Here is an 18,655-nt window from a genome sequence, read left to right on the forward strand (position 1 = left end):
CTGAACTTGTAAGGGGCAAGATCACTTACATGTCAAATGTATTATCAATGACAATTCCCTTGTCGACGGTGTTGCGGAGGTACCGCTCAACACCACTCTTCAAGGTCATTTCGCTCATTGGACAACCTGCGCAGGCCCCGATCAGGCGAACCTGTACGTTTTTGCCATCCATTTTTATGAACTCGATATCGCCTCCGTCATTCTGGAGTGACGGTCTGATCGCTTCAATCGCCTCTTTGACTTTCTGCTCAAGGGCAGAGACTTTTTGTTCGTCCATGTCTTCCTCCGACACTAGCAATGTACTATAGGGAAGACGAAGGGTCAAGGTTGCGGGGAAATCCGGTGACATTTCCCGGGGAATCCCCTATGATAGAATCTATGAAAGCAACGAAAGCGATATTCCTGAATCAGAAAGGTGGCGTCGGAAAGACAACCACCGCAGTGAATCTTGGCTCGGCGTTGGCAAAAAAGGGGTTTCGGGTTTTGTTGGTTGATTTGGATGCCCAAGGAAACCTGACCAGCTCCGTGTCTGCGGATCCACGTTTGCCGGGAACGTATGAAGTGTTGGCGGAAGAAGCAAATGCTGTGGATGTCTGCCAACGGACACCGGTGAACAATCTGTTCGTCATGGCAAGCAACATCAACATGGCTGGCCTGAATGTCGAACTGGTGAACCAGGAAGAACGGGAATTCTTCATGAAGCGGACGTTTACCGGGCTTGATGACCAGTATGATTACATCTTTGTCGACTGTCCTCCTTCGTTGGGATTGGTGACGGTGAATGCCATGGCCTGGACGGAGTATGTGATCATCCCGATGCAGTGCGAGTATTTCGCCATGGAAGGGCTCAACCTGTTGATGCGGACCATCACCAACGTGAAGAAAGCGGTAAATCCTTCCATCAAAATCCTGGGGATCGTCTTCACAATGTACAACAAGCGGCAACGTCTTGCCAATGATGTGATTGAGGATGTCTCTTCTTTCTTCAGTGACCTCGTGTTCAAGACGATCATTCCGCGAAATGTACGCCTGTCTGAAGCCCCATCCCATGGACTTCCGGTAAATGCCTATGATGCAAGCAGTTCAGGATCAAAGGCATATGATGCTCTCGCAGAGGAGGTGATGAAACGTGTCGCTCAAGCAAATGAACACGCCTAAGAAGCATGGATTAGGGAAAGGAATTGAAAGCCTGTTGGATGATTACAGCTTCAATGCCGCGGTCGAAACGACGATAGGCGCTCCTGTGAAGGAAGCAGAACCGGAAGGGGAAAGGATCATCCAAGTTCCCGTTGCGCAGATCCGTCCCAATCCCAACCAACCGAGAAAAACATTTGATGAAGCTGCATTGAAGGACTTGGCTCTGTCCATCAAGAATCAAGGGGTGATCAGTCCGATCATCGTGGAGAAGATTTCTGAGACGGAATATTCCATCGTTGCGGGTGAACGGCGATACCGCGCGGCAAAGATCGCCGGGCTTACCACCGTACCGGTATTGGTGAAAACCTTATCGGATATCCAGCGGATGGAAGTATCGTTGATCGAGAACATCCAACGGCAAAACCTCAATCCTTTGGAAGAAGCAAAAGCGTATGCCTATCTGCTGAACGAAGCGGGCATCACCCAGGAAGAGCTTTCCCGGAGGGTGGGAAAGGATCGTACCACCATCACGAACAGTCTCAGGTTGCTGCAATTGCCAGCCAACATGCAGGCTGACCTCTTGGCGGGGAAATTCAGCGCGGGACAGGCGCGGGCGATTCTTTCTGTGGTGAACCCCGCAGATCGTGACATCCTGTACCATACCGTACTGGAGAAAGAACTTTCCGTACGGGCGACGGAGCAGCTTGCCGCGGAGTTCAACAAAGGCAAGCGGGTCGCCTATCAGAAAAAGAAACGGGTCTCCAAGAGCCTGGCGAAATCCCCTGATGTCATTTCGGTGGAAGACAAGTTTCTCCACATAGTTGGCACACGAGTTGAAGTACAGGGTTCGCTGGAGCGGGGGAAGATTGAGATACCGTACACCAGTTCAGAGGAATTGGAGCGGATCTATCAACTGTTCAAGCCGGACGACGAATTGTTCGACGTATAAGGAGTTAGTATGGATACCACACAGCTTGCAGATGGCCTGTATGCCATCATGCATACCGATAAGGGGGACATTACCCTGGCACTTGAATACCGGAAAGTCCCGATGACCGTCGCAAATTTCGTCGGACTCGCCGAAGGTTCGTTGAACCTGAGGAATCCCGGCAAGCCGTTTTATGACGGTCTGACGTTTCACCGGGTGATTAAGGATTTCATGATCCAAGGTGGATGCCCCATCGGCAACGGTACCGGTGGACCGGGATATACGTTCCCGGATGAGTTTGACATTTCGTTGAAGCACGACCGTCCCGGCATCCTTTCCATGGCCAATGCCGGTCCCCGGACCAACGGAAGCCAGTTCTTCATCACCCACGTCCCCACACCATGGCTGGATGGCAAGCACGCCATCTTCGGTCATGTGGTGGAAGGACAGGATGTGGTGAACGCCATCGCCCAGGGGGACAAAATCCAAAAGGTGGACGTGATCCGAGTGGGAGAAGACGCAAAGAAATTTGTGGTTTCACGTGAAACCTTTGGAAAACTGCTCCAGGAAAAGGAAGCAGAAGACGTAAAGAAGGAAGCGGAGGAACAGGCGAAGATCAATGGGGAGATCAAGAACCGCTGGCCGGAAGCGGTTACCACCAAATCCGGACTGCGCTACGTGGTGGTAAAACCGGGTGACGGGAAAAAGCATCCCAAATGGGGACAGGCGGTCACCGTACATTACACCGGTTCGTTGATGAACGGAAAGATCTTTGACAGTTCCGTAAATCGTGGCCCGGTGACCTTCACCATCGGGGAGGTGATTGAAGGTTGGAATGAAGGATTGCAGTTGATGAGCAAAGGCGAGAAGGTGACGATGATCATCCCGCCGGAACTCGGCTACGGAACCCAAGGGTATCCTGGTGTGATTCCACCCAATTCCTATTTGGTGTTTGATGTTGAGCTGATAAGTTTCTAATTACTTGTATATAAAGGAGATATACGTGAAAGGAAAAGCAATCCAATATGTTTGCAGCCAATGCGGGCATGTGGAGACCAAATGGCTGGGACGCTGCCCGGAGTGCGGCGGCTGGAACACCTTCGAGGAAGAAGCGGTGACCACTTCGGCGGACATGACCAAAAGCGTCGTGCTCTCCGATGGCGGAAAAGCGGTTCCCTTGAAGGATGTCCAGGTGGAACCCGGCTATCGCTTTTCCACCGGTATCTCCGAGCTTGACCGTGTGCTGGGCGGTGGGGTGATGAAAGGTTCCTCCGTGTTGATCGGAGGAGAACCAGGCATCGGTAAATCCACCCTGATGCTCCAGATGGCCTCCCTGTGCATCAGGGACCGCAGCATCCTGTATGTATCCGGTGAGGAGTCACCCGGCCAGGTGAAGCTTCGTGGAGAGCGCCTGGGGCTTGATGTGGACCGGATTTCCATCTTCTGTGACACACGGGTGGAAGCCATCAGCGAGGTGTTGGAAGAGACCAAACCTCAGATGGTGATCATCGATTCCCTGCAGACGTTGGTCTCCGCCGAGGTCCCTTCACCGGCGGGTTCGGTCAACCAGATTCGGGCAACCAGTACGGCGTTGGTAGGCATGACCAAGCGGCTCGGCATCTCGCTGTTTTTGATCGGGCACATCACCAAGGAAGGCATTCTTGCCGGTCCGAAGGTGATCGAGCACCTGGTGGATACCGTGCTTTCGTTCGAACAGAGCGGATCGGGAGTGAGGATCATCCGGGCGCTGAAGAACCGCTTCGGTTCGGTGGATGAGTTGGGGATCTTCACCATGGGGGAGAAAGGGCTGGAACCGGTTAGGGATCCTTCGTTGTTTTTCATCAGCCAACGGGCGGGCAACGTGACGCCTCCGGGCATCGCCTACACTGCCGTCACCGAAGGGAGCCGAACGTTCATCGTGGAGATCCAGGCGCTGACCGTCTCGACGAAGAGCGGGTACAGCAGGGTCTATTCGGACCGCATTGATTCGGCCCGGGTGCTGCGGGTCAGCGCAATCCTGGAGCGCCATGCAGGCTTGGCGTTGGGGGAGCAGGACATCTACGTGAATGTCGGAGGCGGGGTGAAGCTCAACGAAGTGGCCATCGAGCTGCCGCTGGCCCTGGCCTTGTGGTCGGCGTACCGCGGGGTGGCGCTACCGGGTCGGCTCGTGTCCTTCGGGGAGCTTTCCCTGGCGGGGGAAGTCCGGCCTGTCGGATTCTCCGACAAACGGATCAAGGCGGCGGTGGAGATGGGCTTTACCCGCCTGATGGTCCCCAAAGGGACAAAATCAGGAAAACTTACCAATGTGTCCATCGTGGAGACCATCAAGGAAGCGATCGCCTGCTCTGTCTTGATAATTCATTGAGAAAGAAGGACTTCTACTTTGTTAGGATTCCTTTGTAATCTATCTAGGCCAACAGTTTGATCAACATGGGGAATCCGACGAACGTCCCGATGGTGCTGCCGATGGAACTCAGCAGGAATACCCAGAGGGCGTGCAGGATCCGGTTGGAATACCATTTGCGGAAGTGGGTGGCGTCCTCGTTGAGATCCTCGAAATCCTTCACTTTTGGCTTACGGAATTCCGCTTCCAGAATGCCGCTGATGATCCCCACTCCGATGGTCGGGTTCAGGCTGGTGAACGGGCGCGGCGGCCATGCTGCACAGGATGTTCAGCGGATGGGCCCAGGCGAGCAGGGAGAAGACTCCGGTAAAGATGGCGTTGACTTCCACCCAGTACAGGAACATCTGCACCCCTTTGTCCCAACCTGCGTTGACGAATCCCATGACGATCATCGCGATGATCGCCGCCGGGATGATGAAGCCGATGACCTTGCCCCACTTTGAGGAAGGCGGGACGGTGGTGATGTCGGACAGGTCGGAGCTCTGTCCGTGCTCGTCCAGCGCCTTGAGGTTCTTGATGATCCCTTCCTGATGACCTGCGCCGATGACGGCCACGATGTGGTTGCCTTGGCTCTGGTAGATGCGGGTGGCAAGGTACCGGTCACGTTCGTCGATCAACACGCTTTTCACCTGGGGGAGTTCCTTGGCCATCTCCTGCATCATCGTCTGCATGGTGTCTCCCTGCTTGAGCTTCTCCAGTTCCTCCGGGAGAGACCTCTTCCTTGCTGAACACCGGCTCCGAGGAGGGATGCCATCAACTTGGCCTTGTTCCAGGGGGAGGAAAGCCTCCATGCGCGTTTGAAGGTGATCTGGATCTCCCGGTCGCAGAGGGTGAACGGAATGTTTTTCTCTTCGGCGATTTCAGCGGCGGAAAGAATCTCTTCGCCCGGGGCGCTGCCCGTCTCGTCCCCCATCCGTTTCTGATAACCGGCAAGGGCCATGTTGGCCAGCATCAAAAAACCTCGGTGTTCCTTGAATACCTTGCGGATATCGGTGTTTGACCAGTCCTGCTGCTCCGTCTTGCTTTTGTATCTGCCTTCATCCAGCTCCAGACAGATGCGGTCGGGCTGTTCCTGCTCGATCACCTGGCGGACTTCATCAACGCTTTCTTTTGAGACATGGGCCGTCCCCACCAGCGTGATGATCCTTCCATTGCTGAAGGTGATCCTGCGGGTTGTGCCACCGAGTTTTTCATCAATCATACGTATCGATGATACGGAACTTCTTGGGGCTTGGCAAGGAGAAACCCTACGAGCGCCACAATGCCTGTACGGAAATGACCAGAGCGTTTTCTTTGATCAGACGGAGGTAAACCGGGTTGAGGGATCCTGAGGCCACATAGACGGACAGATTCCCTTCAATGCTCATCTCATCCGGCGTTTCCGGGAACTGGACGATCTGGTAGTCTCCTGGCGTGATGGCCCAGTCATGGGCCCGTTCCTTGTCCGGGCGCATCTGCCTGTACGGAACGAAGCTCTTCGTCATCCGGTGGATTCTGAACCCGCAGTCGATCGGTTGGAGGGAATGATCCAGCACCAGGCATGCTTCCGATCCGGTTTCCTTGCTGTCCAGGAAATCCAGGACGGCAAGGTACGCCTTGGGAAGGTCGTGTTCTGAGAGCTGGATCCGGATATATGGAATTTGTTGGTACAAATGGAGTATCATACCTCCAAGATAATGAAAACGTCAGGCACCGTACAGTCGATCCCCTATACCATCTTTTACCGTCGGGGGGTCCGGATGATCACCTTGCGGATTTCTCCGCAGGGAAGCGTCCATGTATGCGCGCCTTACCACGCGTCCAAACGGGAAATTGAGAATCTGATCATCCGCAACAAGGGGAAACTGTTGGAACGGATGCCTGAGCCTCGGGACTGGGAGGAAGGGGAGACGCTGGTCTTTCACGGCAGGGAGATGCGTCTCTCCGTCCAGCCGTGGCGGACCCATGCGGTTGAGCATGGGGATGAGCTCATCGCTGGTGGCGGTTCTTCCACGGAGGTACGCGGCCAGGTGAAGGAACTTTACCGTATGGATGTAGCCCGCAGGGTCCGGCCGTTGGTCTCTTCGTGGTGTTCCTCCCTTGGCGTGCGGGTAGGAAGCATCACCATCCGGGACACCCACCGGGTCTGGGCGAGCTGTACCCGGGCGGGAAACCTCAATTTCTCCCTGCGGTGCGCCGGCTTGGATGATGACGACCTGTCCTATCTGGTGTTGCATGAGCTGGCCCACCGGGTCCATTTCAACCATGGGCCGTTGTTCCACGCGTACCTTGACGCCCATATGCCTGGTTGGAAAACCAGGGAACAGCACCTCAGGGTGATGCAGCCCTGCTGCGACGTTTTTGGAGGATGACATGTCATTTTCCGTCCTGATCGTCCGTCTCTCTTCGTTCGGGGATGTGGTGAAATCCACGCCCCATCAGTTCCTGTATGGAGAATGTGTCCGGGTGTTGCCTGACGAGGCGATTGATTTCGCCTTTCTTCCTCCTCCTTCCCAGCGGAAGGAAGGAGCGGCCCTCCATGGCATGCGGACCGGCAGGGACGCCAAGGATTTCGACCTGTGGCTGGTCTCCAACAGCTATGCCGTGGAGTTGATCAATCTCCCCTACCTGCTCCATCTCGCCGGTATCCCGATGCGTGGAGGCCAACGGGACGCTTCCGCCCCTCTTGTGGTCATGGGCGGGTCCAACGCCATGGCCAGCCAGGCCATCCTGTACGGACCGGATGAGGCGATGGTCGACGCCCTGTACTTCGGGGAAGGGGAATACAACGTCACCTCTCTGGTCAAGGCGCTCTCGGAGGTTCCCCGGCCACAACGGAGGGAGACGCTTTCTGCGCTGCAGCGATCCATGGTCGGGCTGAAGGTGTTCGGAACGGGAGAAGCTCCGGTGCGCAAGGCAATCTTCGCCGACACGTCCCACGAGGTGCTTGCCAACGCGAAGCAGTACCTGTTCGACAGTGACCAGGCGACTACGGCCAGGTTGCAGATCACCTATGGCTGTCCGTTCTTCTGCACCTTCTGCTTCGAAGGATGGGAGCGCAAGCCGTACCGCGAGGTGCCGGTTGATCAGATCATCGGCGCGGCGAAGAAACTGAAACGGGAGACCGGCGCCGATACGCTGGAGATCACGGCGTTCAACTTCAACACCCACAGCGAGGTGGTCCGGATCTTCACCGAGCTGGACAAGCTGTTTTTCCGGGTGAACTTCATGAGCCAGCGGGCTGACATCCTGGCGGCGAACCCGTCGTTGCTTGACTTTGAGATCGCCGCGGACAAGCGGCAGTACACCATCGGGGTGGAAGGGATCAGCGAACGGATGCGGCGGTACTACCACAAGAACCTCAGCCGAGAAGTGTTGCTCTCCGCCCTGACATTGCTGTTGTCCCGGCAGATCCGGGAGGTGAAGCTGTTCTTCATTCTCTCCGGACTGGAGACGGAGGATGATTTCCGGGATTTCCGTGGCCTGTTGAAGAGCATCGAGACCATCAAGGCGAAGGGAAACCGGGGCATCAGGGTATTGTTCTCCTTCGGGCTGTTGGTGCGCATGCCGTTCACTCCGCTGATGTTCGAGCGGTTGCTCCTCACCCCCGCCCAGTGGGATCCGGTGGTCGCTTCGGCGCGGGAGGCCGTCCAGTCGGCCGGGTATGAGTTCCGTCTGACCTATCCGTACGAGGAGTACTTCCTCTCCCAGTCCCTGGTGATGACCAGCCAGTACCTCGCGCCGGTCCTGGAGGAGATGGGGCGTCGCGCCATGGTATACGACGGTTCGCTTCCCAGTGGCGTATGGGAGTTCTTCTCCTCCCGTGTGCAGGTGGACGCATCGAAGAAGAATCTGGATTATCCGTTCGCCTTCCCGTTTCTCCAGCAGAACCTCCCGGTGTTGTACCAACGGTTCGTCGCGGCCAAGGAAGGGGATGAGCTGAAGAGTTGCATGGGGGATACCTGCAAGGCGTGCGGCGCGTGCAATGATGCCCAACGCCGGTTCCTGACAGGGCATCGGATCACCATGCCTGTCATGCGGGACATCCAGGAGATCGGACAGATCCGCACGGAGAAAGCCCAGGCGAAACCGGTGTATGTACTGGTCTCCCTTCCCAAGGAATACGCGGGCTCTCATCCGGAGAGCATTGCTGCGGCGGTGATGCGGGATTTGTGCAGCCGGATGCCTGATGGCGTGGAACAGGTGATGACCGTCCGGGACGTGTTGTTCGGCAGTGACCGGTACCAGGGGATGTGCCCGTGGTGGGGGGACGACCTGTTCGCCGTATTCCCGTTCTCCAATGCCCGGTACGGATCGCTTGTTGCTGGCCTGGAACAGGCCGGCTACCAGGTGTTCACCTCCTGAACCAGAGCTCAGTGTTTCCGCGGCCATCACCGGGGAGAACCTGGAGAAAGCGGCGCAGAAGCTGCTTTTGGACAATCACATCAATTTTGTACGGATACGTCATGAAACGTGCACAGAGTTGCAGATACCACCCAAACTCCTCCGCAAACACGTCGTTGATGTGTGTAAAATTCAGAATGATGTGCTATATTTGCAGGGAGGAACGAAATTACAGTTCAGCTCGTTGAGACAGGGATCGTACATCGCCCGGATGTCTCTCGAGTGGAAAGGAGTTACACGTTGAAACCTGATGTATTGGCAAAGGATGTCTATCGGGTATCCGCGAAAGTCGGAAGCAGGGATCTGTTCGAAGGCATCTGGCCGATCCCCGATGGCGTCATGCTGAATTCGTATGTCTTGAAAGGGAGCGAGAAGACCGTGCTGGTGGATCTCGTCAAGGATTGGGATGGCGCCTGTGATGCCATTGAGGCGCAGATGAAGGAGCTTTCCCTGACCGTGGCGGACATTGATGTCCTGGTGATCAACCACATGGAGCCGGACCATACCGGCAGTTTGGCGTCGTTTGTACGCAAGAATCCCAAGGTGGAGATTTTCTGTTCAGACAAGTCCGTTCCGTTGATCAAGGCGTTCTATGGAGTGACGGAGAACGTCCATGCGGTGAAGGATGGAGAGACGCTGGATATCGGAGGGAAGACGCTGAAGTTCTTCCTCACTCCGAACATCCACTGGCCGGAGACGATGATGACGCTGGATGAGGAGGATGGCATCCTGTTCAGTTGCGACGCCTTCGGCGCCTATGGCCAGTATGATCATTGTTTCCATGACCAGCTTGGAGAGGACGAACAGGCTCAGCTCAACCATGAGATGGAGCGGTACTACGCCAACATCATCTCGTCGTTCAGTCCGTTCGTCATCCGTGGCATCACCAAAGTGGTGCAGGCGGCTCCCGGCATCCGTGTGGTCGGCCCCAGCCATGGCGTGGTGTGGCGTGACGACCACTGCCAGGTGATCGACACCTATCTTCGTCTTGCCAAGTATGCGGCCGGTCCCCGGGAGAAGGAGATCACGCTGGTCTGGGCAAGCATGTACGGCAACACCCAGGCGTTGGTGGACACCATCGTCAAGGCGGTGGAGAGCGAAGGGGTGAAGCTGAACATATTCCAGGTGCCCCAGACCCACGCGTCGTTCGTGTTGGAGAAAGCGTGGCGGTCCGAAGGCTTGATCTTCGGCATGCCCACCTACGAATACAAGATGTTCCCGCCGATGTACGCCATCCTTGACGTGCTGGACCGCAGCCATGTCACCGGAAGGAAGATCATGCGCTTCGGTTCGTTCGGCTGGTCCGGCGGCGCCCAGAAGCAGTTCGACGAGTTCGTCACGTCAATGAAACTGGAGTGCTGCGGAACGGTGGAGTATCAAGGATATCCCACCGAAGCGGACAAGAAGAAAGCGTACGATATGGCCAAGCAGTTGGCACATATGATCGCCATCGGCTGAGAAATCATATCCTGCAGGCGTTGATGAAGGCGGAAAACAGCACAAGCATGTCGTTTGAGGCCATCATCATCGCTTCGGGATGCCATTGGACGGCCAACAGGAACGGTCCTTCGTTCCCCTGTACCGCTTCCACGGCGCCATCCGTCGCCCGGGCCGCAATGGTCAGGGATGGGGCGATGTCCTTTACGATCTGGTGGTGCAGGCTGTTCACCGAAAGTGTTTCCTGATGAAAGATTTCCCAGAGGAGGGAATCCTGTTCCACCTTTACCTGGTGGAACGGCTTCGTCGCGTCCTTGAGGTGGTCATGCTGCAGGGCGTTGGGGGAGAAGCGGGAGACATCCTGGTACAACGTGCCGCCCAACGCGACGTTGACCAGCTGGATGCCTTTGCAGATTCCCAGAATGGGTTTTCCCATGGTTCTTGCCTGATGGAACAAGGCGATCAGCATCCGGTCCTGCTGAAGATCGGTTTCGCCGCACAGCGGATCCTTCTCCTCGCCGTACAGCGATGGGTCGATGTCATTTCCGCCCTGCAGCAGAAGGCCGTCCACCACGGACAGCTCCCGCCGGATGACTTCCTCGTCGTCGGTGGGAGGCAGCATGACCGGCACACCGCCAGAGCGCGCCACCGAAGTGGTGTACGCCTGGCTGGTGAAGATCCGTTGCCATGCGTGGAACGGACTTGAAGAAGGGGTGTCTGACGACACCCCCGCAATCCCGATGACCGGTCTTCTCATTGGATGATGGACAACAGGTGCTTGAGGAAGCCGTCACACCGCTCCGACGAGGAGATGGACAGATGCTCGTCCACCGAATGGATGTCACGCATCTGTGGTCCGAACGAAACGCTGTCCATGCCTTTGACCGTGTCGTTGATCAGTCCGCATTCCAAACCGGCGTGGATGGCGGTGACCTTCATCTCCTTGCCGGTGTACTCGTGGTACGCCTGGGCGCAGAAATGGGCCAGCGGAGAATCCGGGTTGGGGAGCCATGCCGGATACGCTCCGGTGTAGGTCACCTTCATGCCTCCGGACAGGAGCGCCTCTCCGCAGAGCTCCGCCACCAGATCCCGCCGCGAGATGACGGAAGAGCGGTGGCTGGTGACCACCTTGAATTGTTTTCCGTCCGTCGAGACGATGGCCAGGTTGCTGCTGGTCTCCACGATGCCTTTCAACTCCTCGCTGGTCTCGTAGGCGTACACGCCGTGCGGGGCGAGGAACAGGGAGCGGATGAACTGTTTGGACGTCTTGGTCGACGCGGCGGCGCGGGGCCGTTCGGTCTTCTCCAACGTGAGCTTGATGCTCGGGTCGTTGTTCCGGTACTCCGTCTTCAGGGCTTCCTGCAGGTTGGCCATGTTCTCGGTGAGCGACTTCTCCTCTTCTTCCGGTACGGCGAAGCCGACCTCGCAGGAAGAGGGGATGACGTTGCGCTTGGTGCCACCCTGGATGGAGAAGATCATCAGGTGCTTCTGCTGGACGAGCAGGCGGGCCGCAAGCTTGATGGCGTTGGCCCGCTGCTTGTGGATCTCTCCGCCGCTGTGGCCGCCCAACAGACCGCTGACATCCAGCCGGTAGGCGTTCCAGTCCAACGGAATGGTCTCCATGTTGCAGTCCAGCGTTCCTTCCACCTCTTTGCCACCGGCGCAGCCGATGTACAGGATTCCTTCATCCTCGCTGTCCAGGTTGAGCAGTTTCCTGCTGCGGATGTCTTTTTCCTTGATGCCGAAGGCGCCGTTCATGCCGGTCTCCTCGCTGATGGTGAAGATCGCTTCCAGCGGGCCGTGCTGCACCGAGGGATCGGACAGGACGTCCAGCGCGATGGCGATGGCGATGCCGTCATCACCTCCCAGCGAAGTGTCCTTGGCGCAGAGCCAGTCTCCGTCCACCATCACGTCGATGGGATCCTTGGTGAAGTCGTGGGTGCTTCCCGGACGTTTGACGCACACCATGTCCATGTGTCCCTGCAGGGCCACCGGACTGTGGTGTTCGTATCCTTTCGTCGCGTCCTTGCGGATGATGACGTTGCCCGTCTCATCGGCGAACGCCTGCAGTCCGTGCTCCTTCGCCCAGGAGAGCAGCCAACGCCGGACTCCTTCCTCATTTCCGCTTTCCCGGGGGATCTGCTCCAGTTCCAGGAAATACTTCCACAGATTCTTCTGTTTCAATTGCTCAATGGTTGTTTGCATGTGGTACCTCAATCAAATCGATCACGGATCAGAGTCCCGTTGACGAACAGGCCTTTCAGTTGGAACGCCTTGTCCAGGACGGTCACGTCCGCCGTGTAGTCGGGGATCAACATCCCCATGTTGTGAAAACTGTAGATGCGCGCCGGATTGGTGGAGGTCATCTGGACGGCGTTGGAAAGCGGGATCCCCCAGCTGACCACGTTCTTCACCGCTTTCTGCAGCGTCAACGCAGAGCCGAGGAACAATGTCGGGTCTTTCTCACTGACCCAGACGCCTTGGTCGGAAAGCTCCGCGCGGATGCCGTTTGCGAAGAACGGACCCGCTTTCTGTTTGGTCGGCTTGAGGGAGTCGGTGACCATGACGATGTTGGAGACCGGCTTCTCCCGAAGCAGCAGCTTGACCAGTTCGGGGTGGACGTGCACGCCGTCACAGATGATCTCGCACTGCATCTCCTCGTGGATCAGGACGGTGCCGACGCATCCCGGGTTGCGGTGGTGCAACGGGCTCATGGCGTTGTAGAAGTGGGTGGTGTGCAGGATGCCGCACTGGATGCCTTCCATCATGTTCTCGTAGGTGGCGTCGGTGTGTCCTGCCAGCAGAACGATGTTCTCCCGACGGGCAAGCAATGCCAGTTCACGCATATTCTTCAGTTCTGGGGCTACCGTCATGCAGACGACGTGTCCCTGACCCGCTTTGACCAGTTGCTCGAACAGGTCGGTGTCCACCGCGTGGACTCCTTCGGGGTTCTGCGCGTTGATCCGCTTGGGGCTGATGAACGGGCCTTCCAGGTTGATGCCCATGATCTTGGCCCCTTTCTCGTGGCCCATCGCCTTGACGATGGCCTGTTCGGCCTTCATCATGTCCTCCGGCAGGTTGGTGTAGACGGTGGGCAGGAAGGCGCTGACGCCGTAGTCGGCAAGCCGTTCGCTCATTCCAAGGATCGAGTCGGGGGAGCAGTCCTCCGTCCCGTATCCTCCGATGCCATGGATGTGGCTGTCGATCATCCCCGGGATGATGTAGGCATTCTGCACATCAATACGGAGTGTATTCTCCGGGAACTGTTTCTGCTCCAACCGATTCATGTTGAAGATGTCTCCGATCAGTCCGTTTTCATCTATATAGAGCGCGCAGTTGTCAAGCTCCGCGAAGCCGGTGACGATGGTGCCATTGGTAAGTACGGTAGGTGTACCCATGGTATTCCTCCTCATATCCAAAAAATCTCACCCGTAGCGTACCACACCAAAGGGCAAGGTGCAATCTCATGCGGTCTGGGACAGGTCATTCAGCCATTTGCCGCTCTTCACCCGGAAGAATCCGACGAGGCCTTTGGCCACTTCCTCAAGGCTGACCAACAGGTACACCCACCAGATGGGCCAGGCAAAGAACACGGAACCCAGGAACGCCATCGGAATGCCGATCAACCAGACGGCGGACAGTTCGTTCAGCATGGAGAAGCGGGTGTCGCCGCCCGAGCGGAGGATGCCGACGATCAACGTGGTGTCGTAGCTGCGCAGCGGAAAGACCGCCGATGAGACGTACAGGCAGTACCGGGCCGCCTGGGCGACGGCGCCGTCCACATTGAACATGCCGACGAACAGCGGGGCGCAGAGCGCCTGCAAGCCGCCCATCACCGCTCCGGCGAGTACGGCGATCAGAGAGAAACGACGGCAGTACACCCTTGCTTCGTCGTACATCTTCTCCCCGATCTTCTGTCCGATCATCACCAGGGCGCTGGAGGCGACGCCGAACATCACGGTGAAGAACATGTTGGAGACCGATTCGTTGACGTTCACCGCGGCGATGGTATCCATTCCCAGACGGGAATACGCCACCTTGTAGGTGGACATGCCTAGGGCCCAGAAGAATTCGTTGCAGATCACCGGAATGCAGGTGGGGATCACCTTGGACAGGAATGTACGGGAGAAGCGGAACGCCTCGGCGCTTTGGATGGCGCAGGGGCTTTTGTCCGGATAGGTGAAGCGGAACATCAACACCATCTCCAGGATCCTGCTGATCAGCGTGGCGATGGCCGCGCCCTTGACGCCCAATTGGGGGAACGGCCCGATACCGAAGATCAACAGGTAGTTCAGCACCACGTCGGTGCCGAGCGAAACAAGGGAAGTCTTCAGCGGCAGGTCTGCCCTTCCGGTCGTCCTTAGTCCCACGGCATGGATCTGGACGAACGCCAGGCAGAGAAAGCTCGGACCGATGAAAAACAGGTAGGTGCTTCCCATCTCCACCACGACGGGGTCCTGGGTGAAGATGTGCATCACCGCTTTGGGGGCCGCCATGGCCAGGATGGTGAAGACCACCGAGCCAATGAAGCAGGTAAGAAGGCCCAGGGCCATTACGTTCTGGATGCCTTTGTGGTTGCGCGCCCCGTAGAACTGGGCGATGAAGATCGAAGCCCCGGTGCAGGTGCCGAAGTAGAACAGGTTGATCAAAAACGAGATCTGGTTGGCCAGCCCCACGGCGGCGATGGCCTCCGACCCCAGTTGCCCGATCATCAACGTATCGACGAACGTCAGGCTGTTGACCAGGAGGTTCTGCAACACCACCGGAATGGCGATGGAGGCCATTTTGCGGGAGAAGGTGGAATCAACGGCCATGGGAGAACAGAATCCTTTCCGCGTCCTGCATCCCGCATTGGCGGAGCGCTTCCCTGACCAGCATGCGGTTTTCCGGACGGTCATACTGCAACAAGGCGCGTTGCAGCGTCCGCTCCCGTCCTTTGGGCACGTAGATCGGGGCGAAGCGTTTGCCGGGCCGTGGGTCAAGCCCGGTGTAGTACATCGTCGTGGAGACCGTTCCCGGGGTGGGGTAGAACTCCTGTACTTGGTCGGGGACGAAGTGGTGCTGGTGCAGATACAACGCAAGCAGGACGGCGTCCTTCAGCGTGCTGCCCGGATGGGCGGCGATGAAGTACGGGATCAGATACTGTTTGCGTCCCTGTCGGTGGTTCTCGTCGGCGTAGGCGTCGCAGAAGGCTTCGTACTGCTCCACCTGGGGTTTTCCCATGGCGTCCAGCACTTCCGGCAGGATGTGCTCCGGCGCGATCTTCAGTTGTCCGCTGATGTTGTGCCCGACGATGTGGCTGAGAAAGCGGGCGCGCACCTCAGGGGAGGCGACGCTCATCAGATAGTCGTAGCGGATGCCGCTTCGGATGAACACCTTCTTCACCCCAGGAACCGCCTCGATGGCATCCAGGACGTCAAGGTAGTGGGCGTGGCTGTCCTTCAGGTTGGGGCAGGGGTTCGGCCAGAGGCATTCCTTGGCCGGACAGGGGCCGGCGATGGCCTGCTTGTCGCACGCCCTTCCCTGGAAATTGGCCGTGGGTCCCCCCACGTCGTGGATGTAGCCCTTGAAGCCGGGATGGGAAGCCATGTGCTTGGCTTCTTCCACCAGAGAAGGGATGCTGCGCGTCTGGATCATCCGGCCTTGGTGGCTGGAGATGGCGCAGAAGCTGCACGCGCCGTAACATCCCCGGTTGCTGGTCAGGGAGAACTGTACTTCACTGAGGGCGGGGATCCCGCCTGCCTTGTCGTAGTCCGGGTGGGCGTCAAACGTATAGGGGAGGGAATACAATGCGTCGAACTGTTCGGTGGACAGGGGAAGCGCCGGGGGGTTCTGCACCACGAACCGCTGCATGCATGCCTGGATGATCACCTCAGGCTTCATCGGATTCTCATGGAGCATCTTCATCTGGAACGCTTCGGCGTACTTCCGTTTGCCTTCTTCCGTAGGGGTGTTGGAATGGGGATCCCGCTGGCTGACTTCCTCATAGGACGGCAGGGTGATGACGGGTCCCTGGGGAATGGTTGAGCTTGCCCAGACCGTCCCCCGGATGTCATGCATCGATGAAACCGGTTCTCCCGCGGCAAGACGGCGGGCGATCTCCACCACCTGCAACTCTCCCATGCCGTAGATGAGAAGATCCGCCTTGCTGTCCAGCAGGATGCTTTTCCTCACCAGGTCGGACCAGTAGTCGTAGTGGGCCATCCGCCTCAGGGACGCCTCAAGGCCTCCGATGATCACCGGGGTGGTTTTGCCGTAGGCTTGTTTGGCCAGCGAGGTGTAGACGATGGTGGGACGGTCCGGCCGCATGCCGGCCTTTCCTCCCGGGCTGTAGGCGTCGTCGTGCCGGATCTTGTTGTTGGCCGTATAGTGGAGCACCATGCTGTCGATGTTCCCTCCGCTGATCATCGCGCAGAGCCGTGGTTTCCCGAACCGGAGAAAATCGGTGGTGCTGCGCCAATCAGGCTGGGCGATGATCCCGACGCGGTACCCTTGGCTTTCCAGAAGCCGGCCGATCAAGGCGACGGCGAAGGAAGGATGATCAACGTAGGCGTCCGCGCTGATCAACGCGATGTCGACGCCGTCCCAACCTCGTCGGGCAAGGTCGCTTTCCTGGGTAGGAAGAAACAGGTCTCTCTGCATGGAATCGATGATACTCCATCCCCGAGGGGCGTGCAACGCCGCTCCTCGGGGGAAAAAGCGGCCTTTTTCCTCAAGAAGGGAAGAATTCTTTGAAAAAGCGAAATTTCTAACTATCTTTGAATAAAAGAGTTATGAAATGACACATGAAATTTTTATCTTTTTTTGTGCAAAGTGGGGAACTGTGGTGTATGATATCATTTCGAAATTGACTTTGGATATTCCGCGTTGTATTCTAGAGAATGTGTTTTCTTCGGCCTGTGGAATACGGTTTTTCGCGGCAAGGAGTGCGAGTTGATTAAGGATTTGGTCCCGTTTGTCCACTTCTACGACCAGGATTTCGTCGACATGTATGACCGCTCTTGGGTATGGATCGATGAGCTCTGGAAGCAGGGAACAACGGCAAACGGTTTTGAAGGAAATTATCTCTCATACCCGGGACAAACGACGTTCAATCAGTTTTACCACTGTTTCACGACGTTGTTCCTGGTGTATAGCAACCAAAACAACTCACCGTTTCCCCTTTTGGACTACTTCTACAAGAAGCAGGAAGCCAATGGGGCCATCCGGGGCGAATATTCCGTGGAAGACGGGAAACCGGTTTTCTCCGCGGACAATCCGGAAGGCGTGGCGCCTCCGCTGTTCTCCTATGTGGAATATCAATTCTATCACAAGATCGGCAATAAGAAGCGCCTGAAGGAAATCGTGCCCATCCTGGAGAAACAGTATGACTGGATGGCGACGACGTTCCAGAAACCGAATGGGCTGTACAGTGTGCCCGCTTCCGCCTGCCAGAGCGGCAACATTCATCGTGACCACATGTATTATCCGGTGGATTTCAATACCATGGTTGCCATCAACGCGCTGTACCTCTCGGCCATCGGGGATATCCTGAACGACAAGGAGATCTCGTTCCGGTACAAACGGCACTACTTTGCCTTGAAGACCAGGATCAACACGTTGATGTGGGATCCGGAGACGAAGTTCTACTACGATCTGGACATCAAGGAAGCCCGCCTGCCATACAAGTTCATCGGCGCCTACTGGACGTTGCTCGGGGAAATCCCCAACGACGAGAAGGCCGGCCATATGGTGGAGTACCTGAAGGATCCGAAAGAATTCGGTACGGAGAACCCGTTCCCTGGTGTTCCCGTCTCCTCTCCTGATTTCAAAGAGACCGGCGATGGGTTGAACGGTGGGGTGTCCACCGTCAACACCTACATGGTGGTCAAGGGTCTGCAGAAGTTCCATGAGTTCGTCTTCGGTCGTGAGTGTGCCATCCGGCACATGTACTTCCTGTTGGATACCCTGCATCCCGATGCCGAGACGATGGGGGATGTGTGGGAGGCGTACCTTCCCAACAAGGAAGGGGCTTCCCAGACGAAGGACATCCCGGGCTTCCCCAAGAAACGGTTCATGCCGTACGCCGGGCTGGTCACCATCACGATGATGATCGAGAACATCATTGGTCTGGATATTTCGCTTCCCCGGAAGACGGTGAACTGGGTCATGCCGTCGCTGGAAGCGATGGGGATCGAAAACCTGTCGCTGAAACGGAACATGATCACCATTCTCTCCAACAAGACGGACCGTGGTTGGGAAATCCGGCTGGAGAGCGAGAAGTTGTACTACTTCACCATCGAAATCCTTGACGAGCACAAGAAGAAGACGCTGCCCATTCCTTCCGGCAAGTGCTCGATGTTGATCGACAAACTGTAATGGCCTGG

Annotated in this window: 16 protein-coding genes and 2 pseudogenes; 9 read left to right on the forward strand and 9 right to left on the reverse strand. The window is 57.0% G+C overall.

The annotated features are described in order from the left end of the window. Positions 1–25: 25 nt before the first annotated feature. Positions 26–277: a NifU family protein gene (locus LKE28_03150; protein ID MCH3907257.1), complete on the reverse strand. Its 252-nt coding sequence runs from the start codon at positions 275–277 to the stop codon at positions 26–28. A gap of 101 nt (positions 278–378) precedes the next feature. On the opposite strand from LKE28_03150, the gene LKE28_03155 reads away from it, so the two are divergent. The 5 genes and pseudogenes from LKE28_03155 to radA all read left to right on the forward strand — a co-directional run bounded on the left by LKE28_03155 (position 379) and on the right by radA (position 4,430). Then, on the forward strand, positions 379–1,158 hold the full coding sequence (locus tag LKE28_03155; protein MCH3907258.1) for a ParA family protein: 780 nt from the start codon (positions 379–381) through the stop codon (positions 1,156–1,158). Further along, on the forward strand, positions 1,130–2,086 hold the full coding sequence (locus LKE28_03160; protein MCH3907259.1) for a ParB/RepB/Spo0J family partition protein: 957 nt from the start codon (positions 1,130–1,132) through the stop codon (positions 2,084–2,086). Before LKE28_03155 ends, LKE28_03160 begins: the two co-directional genes overlap by 29 nt. 42 nt (positions 2,087–2,128) lie before the next feature. Beyond that, positions 2,129–2,524 (forward strand): annotated as a pseudogene (locus LKE28_03165) (peptidylprolyl isomerase). Positions 2,525–2,821: 297 nt separating this feature from the next. After that, positions 2,822–3,043 (forward strand): FKBP-type peptidyl-prolyl cis-trans isomerase, encoded by a 222-nt coding sequence (locus LKE28_03170; GenBank protein ID MCH3907260.1) that lies wholly within the window; start codon positions 2,822–2,824, stop codon positions 3,041–3,043. Positions 3,044–3,068: 25 nt separating this feature from the next. Then, the gene (radA, locus tag LKE28_03175; protein MCH3907261.1) at positions 3,069–4,430 is read left to right on the forward strand and encodes a DNA repair protein RadA; all 1,362 of its coding nucleotides are present in this window, start codon (positions 3,069–3,071) and stop codon (positions 4,428–4,430) included. A 43-nt stretch (positions 4,431–4,473) separates the two neighbouring features. Here the strand turns inward: radA and LKE28_03180 are convergent, their stop codons facing one another. From LKE28_03180 to LKE28_03190, 3 genes and pseudogenes are all read right to left on the reverse strand, one after another. Further along, on the reverse strand, positions 4,474–4,680 hold the full coding sequence (locus LKE28_03180; protein ID MCH3907262.1) for a hypothetical protein: 207 nt from the start codon (positions 4,678–4,680) through the stop codon (positions 4,474–4,476). Then, positions 4,640–5,670 (reverse strand): annotated as a pseudogene (locus LKE28_03185) (TraB/GumN family protein). The gene LKE28_03180 and the pseudogene LKE28_03185 overlap by 41 nt, the downstream one beginning before the upstream one ends. A 46-nt stretch (positions 5,671–5,716) precedes the next feature. Beyond that, entirely contained in the window at positions 5,717–6,133 is a 417-nt protein-coding gene (locus LKE28_03190; GenBank protein MCH3907263.1) for a hypothetical protein, read from the reverse strand. A 12-nt stretch (positions 6,134–6,145) separates the two neighbouring features. On the opposite strand from LKE28_03190, the gene LKE28_03195 reads away from it, so the two are divergent. From LKE28_03195 to LKE28_03205, 3 genes are all read left to right on the forward strand, one after another. Then, the gene (locus LKE28_03195; protein MCH3907264.1) at positions 6,146–6,820 is read left to right on the forward strand and encodes a M48 family metallopeptidase; all 675 of its coding nucleotides are present in this window, start codon (positions 6,146–6,148) and stop codon (positions 6,818–6,820) included. A 1-nt stretch (position 6,821) separates the two neighbouring features. Then, entirely contained in the window at positions 6,822–8,813 is a 1,992-nt protein-coding gene (locus LKE28_03200; GenBank protein ID MCH3907265.1) for a radical SAM protein, read from the forward strand. A gap of 279 nt (positions 8,814–9,092) precedes the next feature. After that, positions 9,093–10,310, forward strand: coding sequence for an FprA family A-type flavoprotein (locus LKE28_03205; GenBank protein MCH3907266.1), 1,218 nt, complete (start codon positions 9,093–9,095; stop codon positions 10,308–10,310). A 4-nt stretch (positions 10,311–10,314) separates the two neighbouring features. Here LKE28_03205 and LKE28_03210 read toward each other — a convergent pair whose 3' ends face one another. From LKE28_03210 to LKE28_03230, 5 genes are all read right to left on the reverse strand, one after another. Next, a complete protein-coding gene (locus tag LKE28_03210) occupies positions 10,315–11,046 on the reverse strand; it encodes a gamma-glutamyl-gamma-aminobutyrate hydrolase family protein (protein MCH3907267.1) in 732 nt (243 codons plus the stop codon). Then, on the reverse strand, positions 11,043–12,494 hold the full coding sequence (locus tag LKE28_03215; protein MCH3907268.1) for an aminoacyl-histidine dipeptidase: 1,452 nt from the start codon (positions 12,492–12,494) through the stop codon (positions 11,043–11,045). Before LKE28_03215 ends, LKE28_03210 begins: the two co-directional genes overlap by 4 nt. Before the next feature lie 8 nt (positions 12,495–12,502). Beyond that, positions 12,503–13,687 (reverse strand): N-acetylglucosamine-6-phosphate deacetylase, encoded by a 1,185-nt coding sequence (gene nagA, locus LKE28_03220; protein MCH3907269.1) that lies wholly within the window; start codon positions 13,685–13,687, stop codon positions 12,503–12,505. A 66-nt stretch (positions 13,688–13,753) separates the two neighbouring features. Beyond that, positions 13,754–15,103 carry an MATE family efflux transporter gene (locus LKE28_03225; protein MCH3907270.1) on the reverse strand — a complete coding sequence of 450 codons (1,350 nt, stop codon included), beginning with the start codon at positions 15,101–15,103 and terminating at the stop codon, positions 13,754–13,756. Continuing rightward, positions 15,093–16,931 carry a YgiQ family radical SAM protein gene (locus LKE28_03230; protein MCH3907271.1) on the reverse strand — a complete coding sequence of 613 codons (1,839 nt, stop codon included), beginning with the start codon at positions 16,929–16,931 and terminating at the stop codon, positions 15,093–15,095. The genes LKE28_03225 and LKE28_03230 overlap by 11 nt, the downstream gene beginning before the upstream one ends. Positions 16,932–17,222: 291 nt before the next feature. Here LKE28_03230 and LKE28_03235 point away from each other — a divergent pair, with 291 nt between their 5' ends. Next, positions 17,223–18,647, forward strand: coding sequence for a hypothetical protein (locus LKE28_03235; GenBank protein MCH3907272.1), 1,425 nt, complete (start codon positions 17,223–17,225; stop codon positions 18,645–18,647). Positions 18,648–18,655: the final 8 nt, after the last annotated feature.

This window comes from Sphaerochaeta sp. (assembly GCA_022482495.1).
Classification (GTDB): domain Bacteria; phylum Spirochaetota; class Spirochaetia; order Sphaerochaetales; family Sphaerochaetaceae; genus RUG023.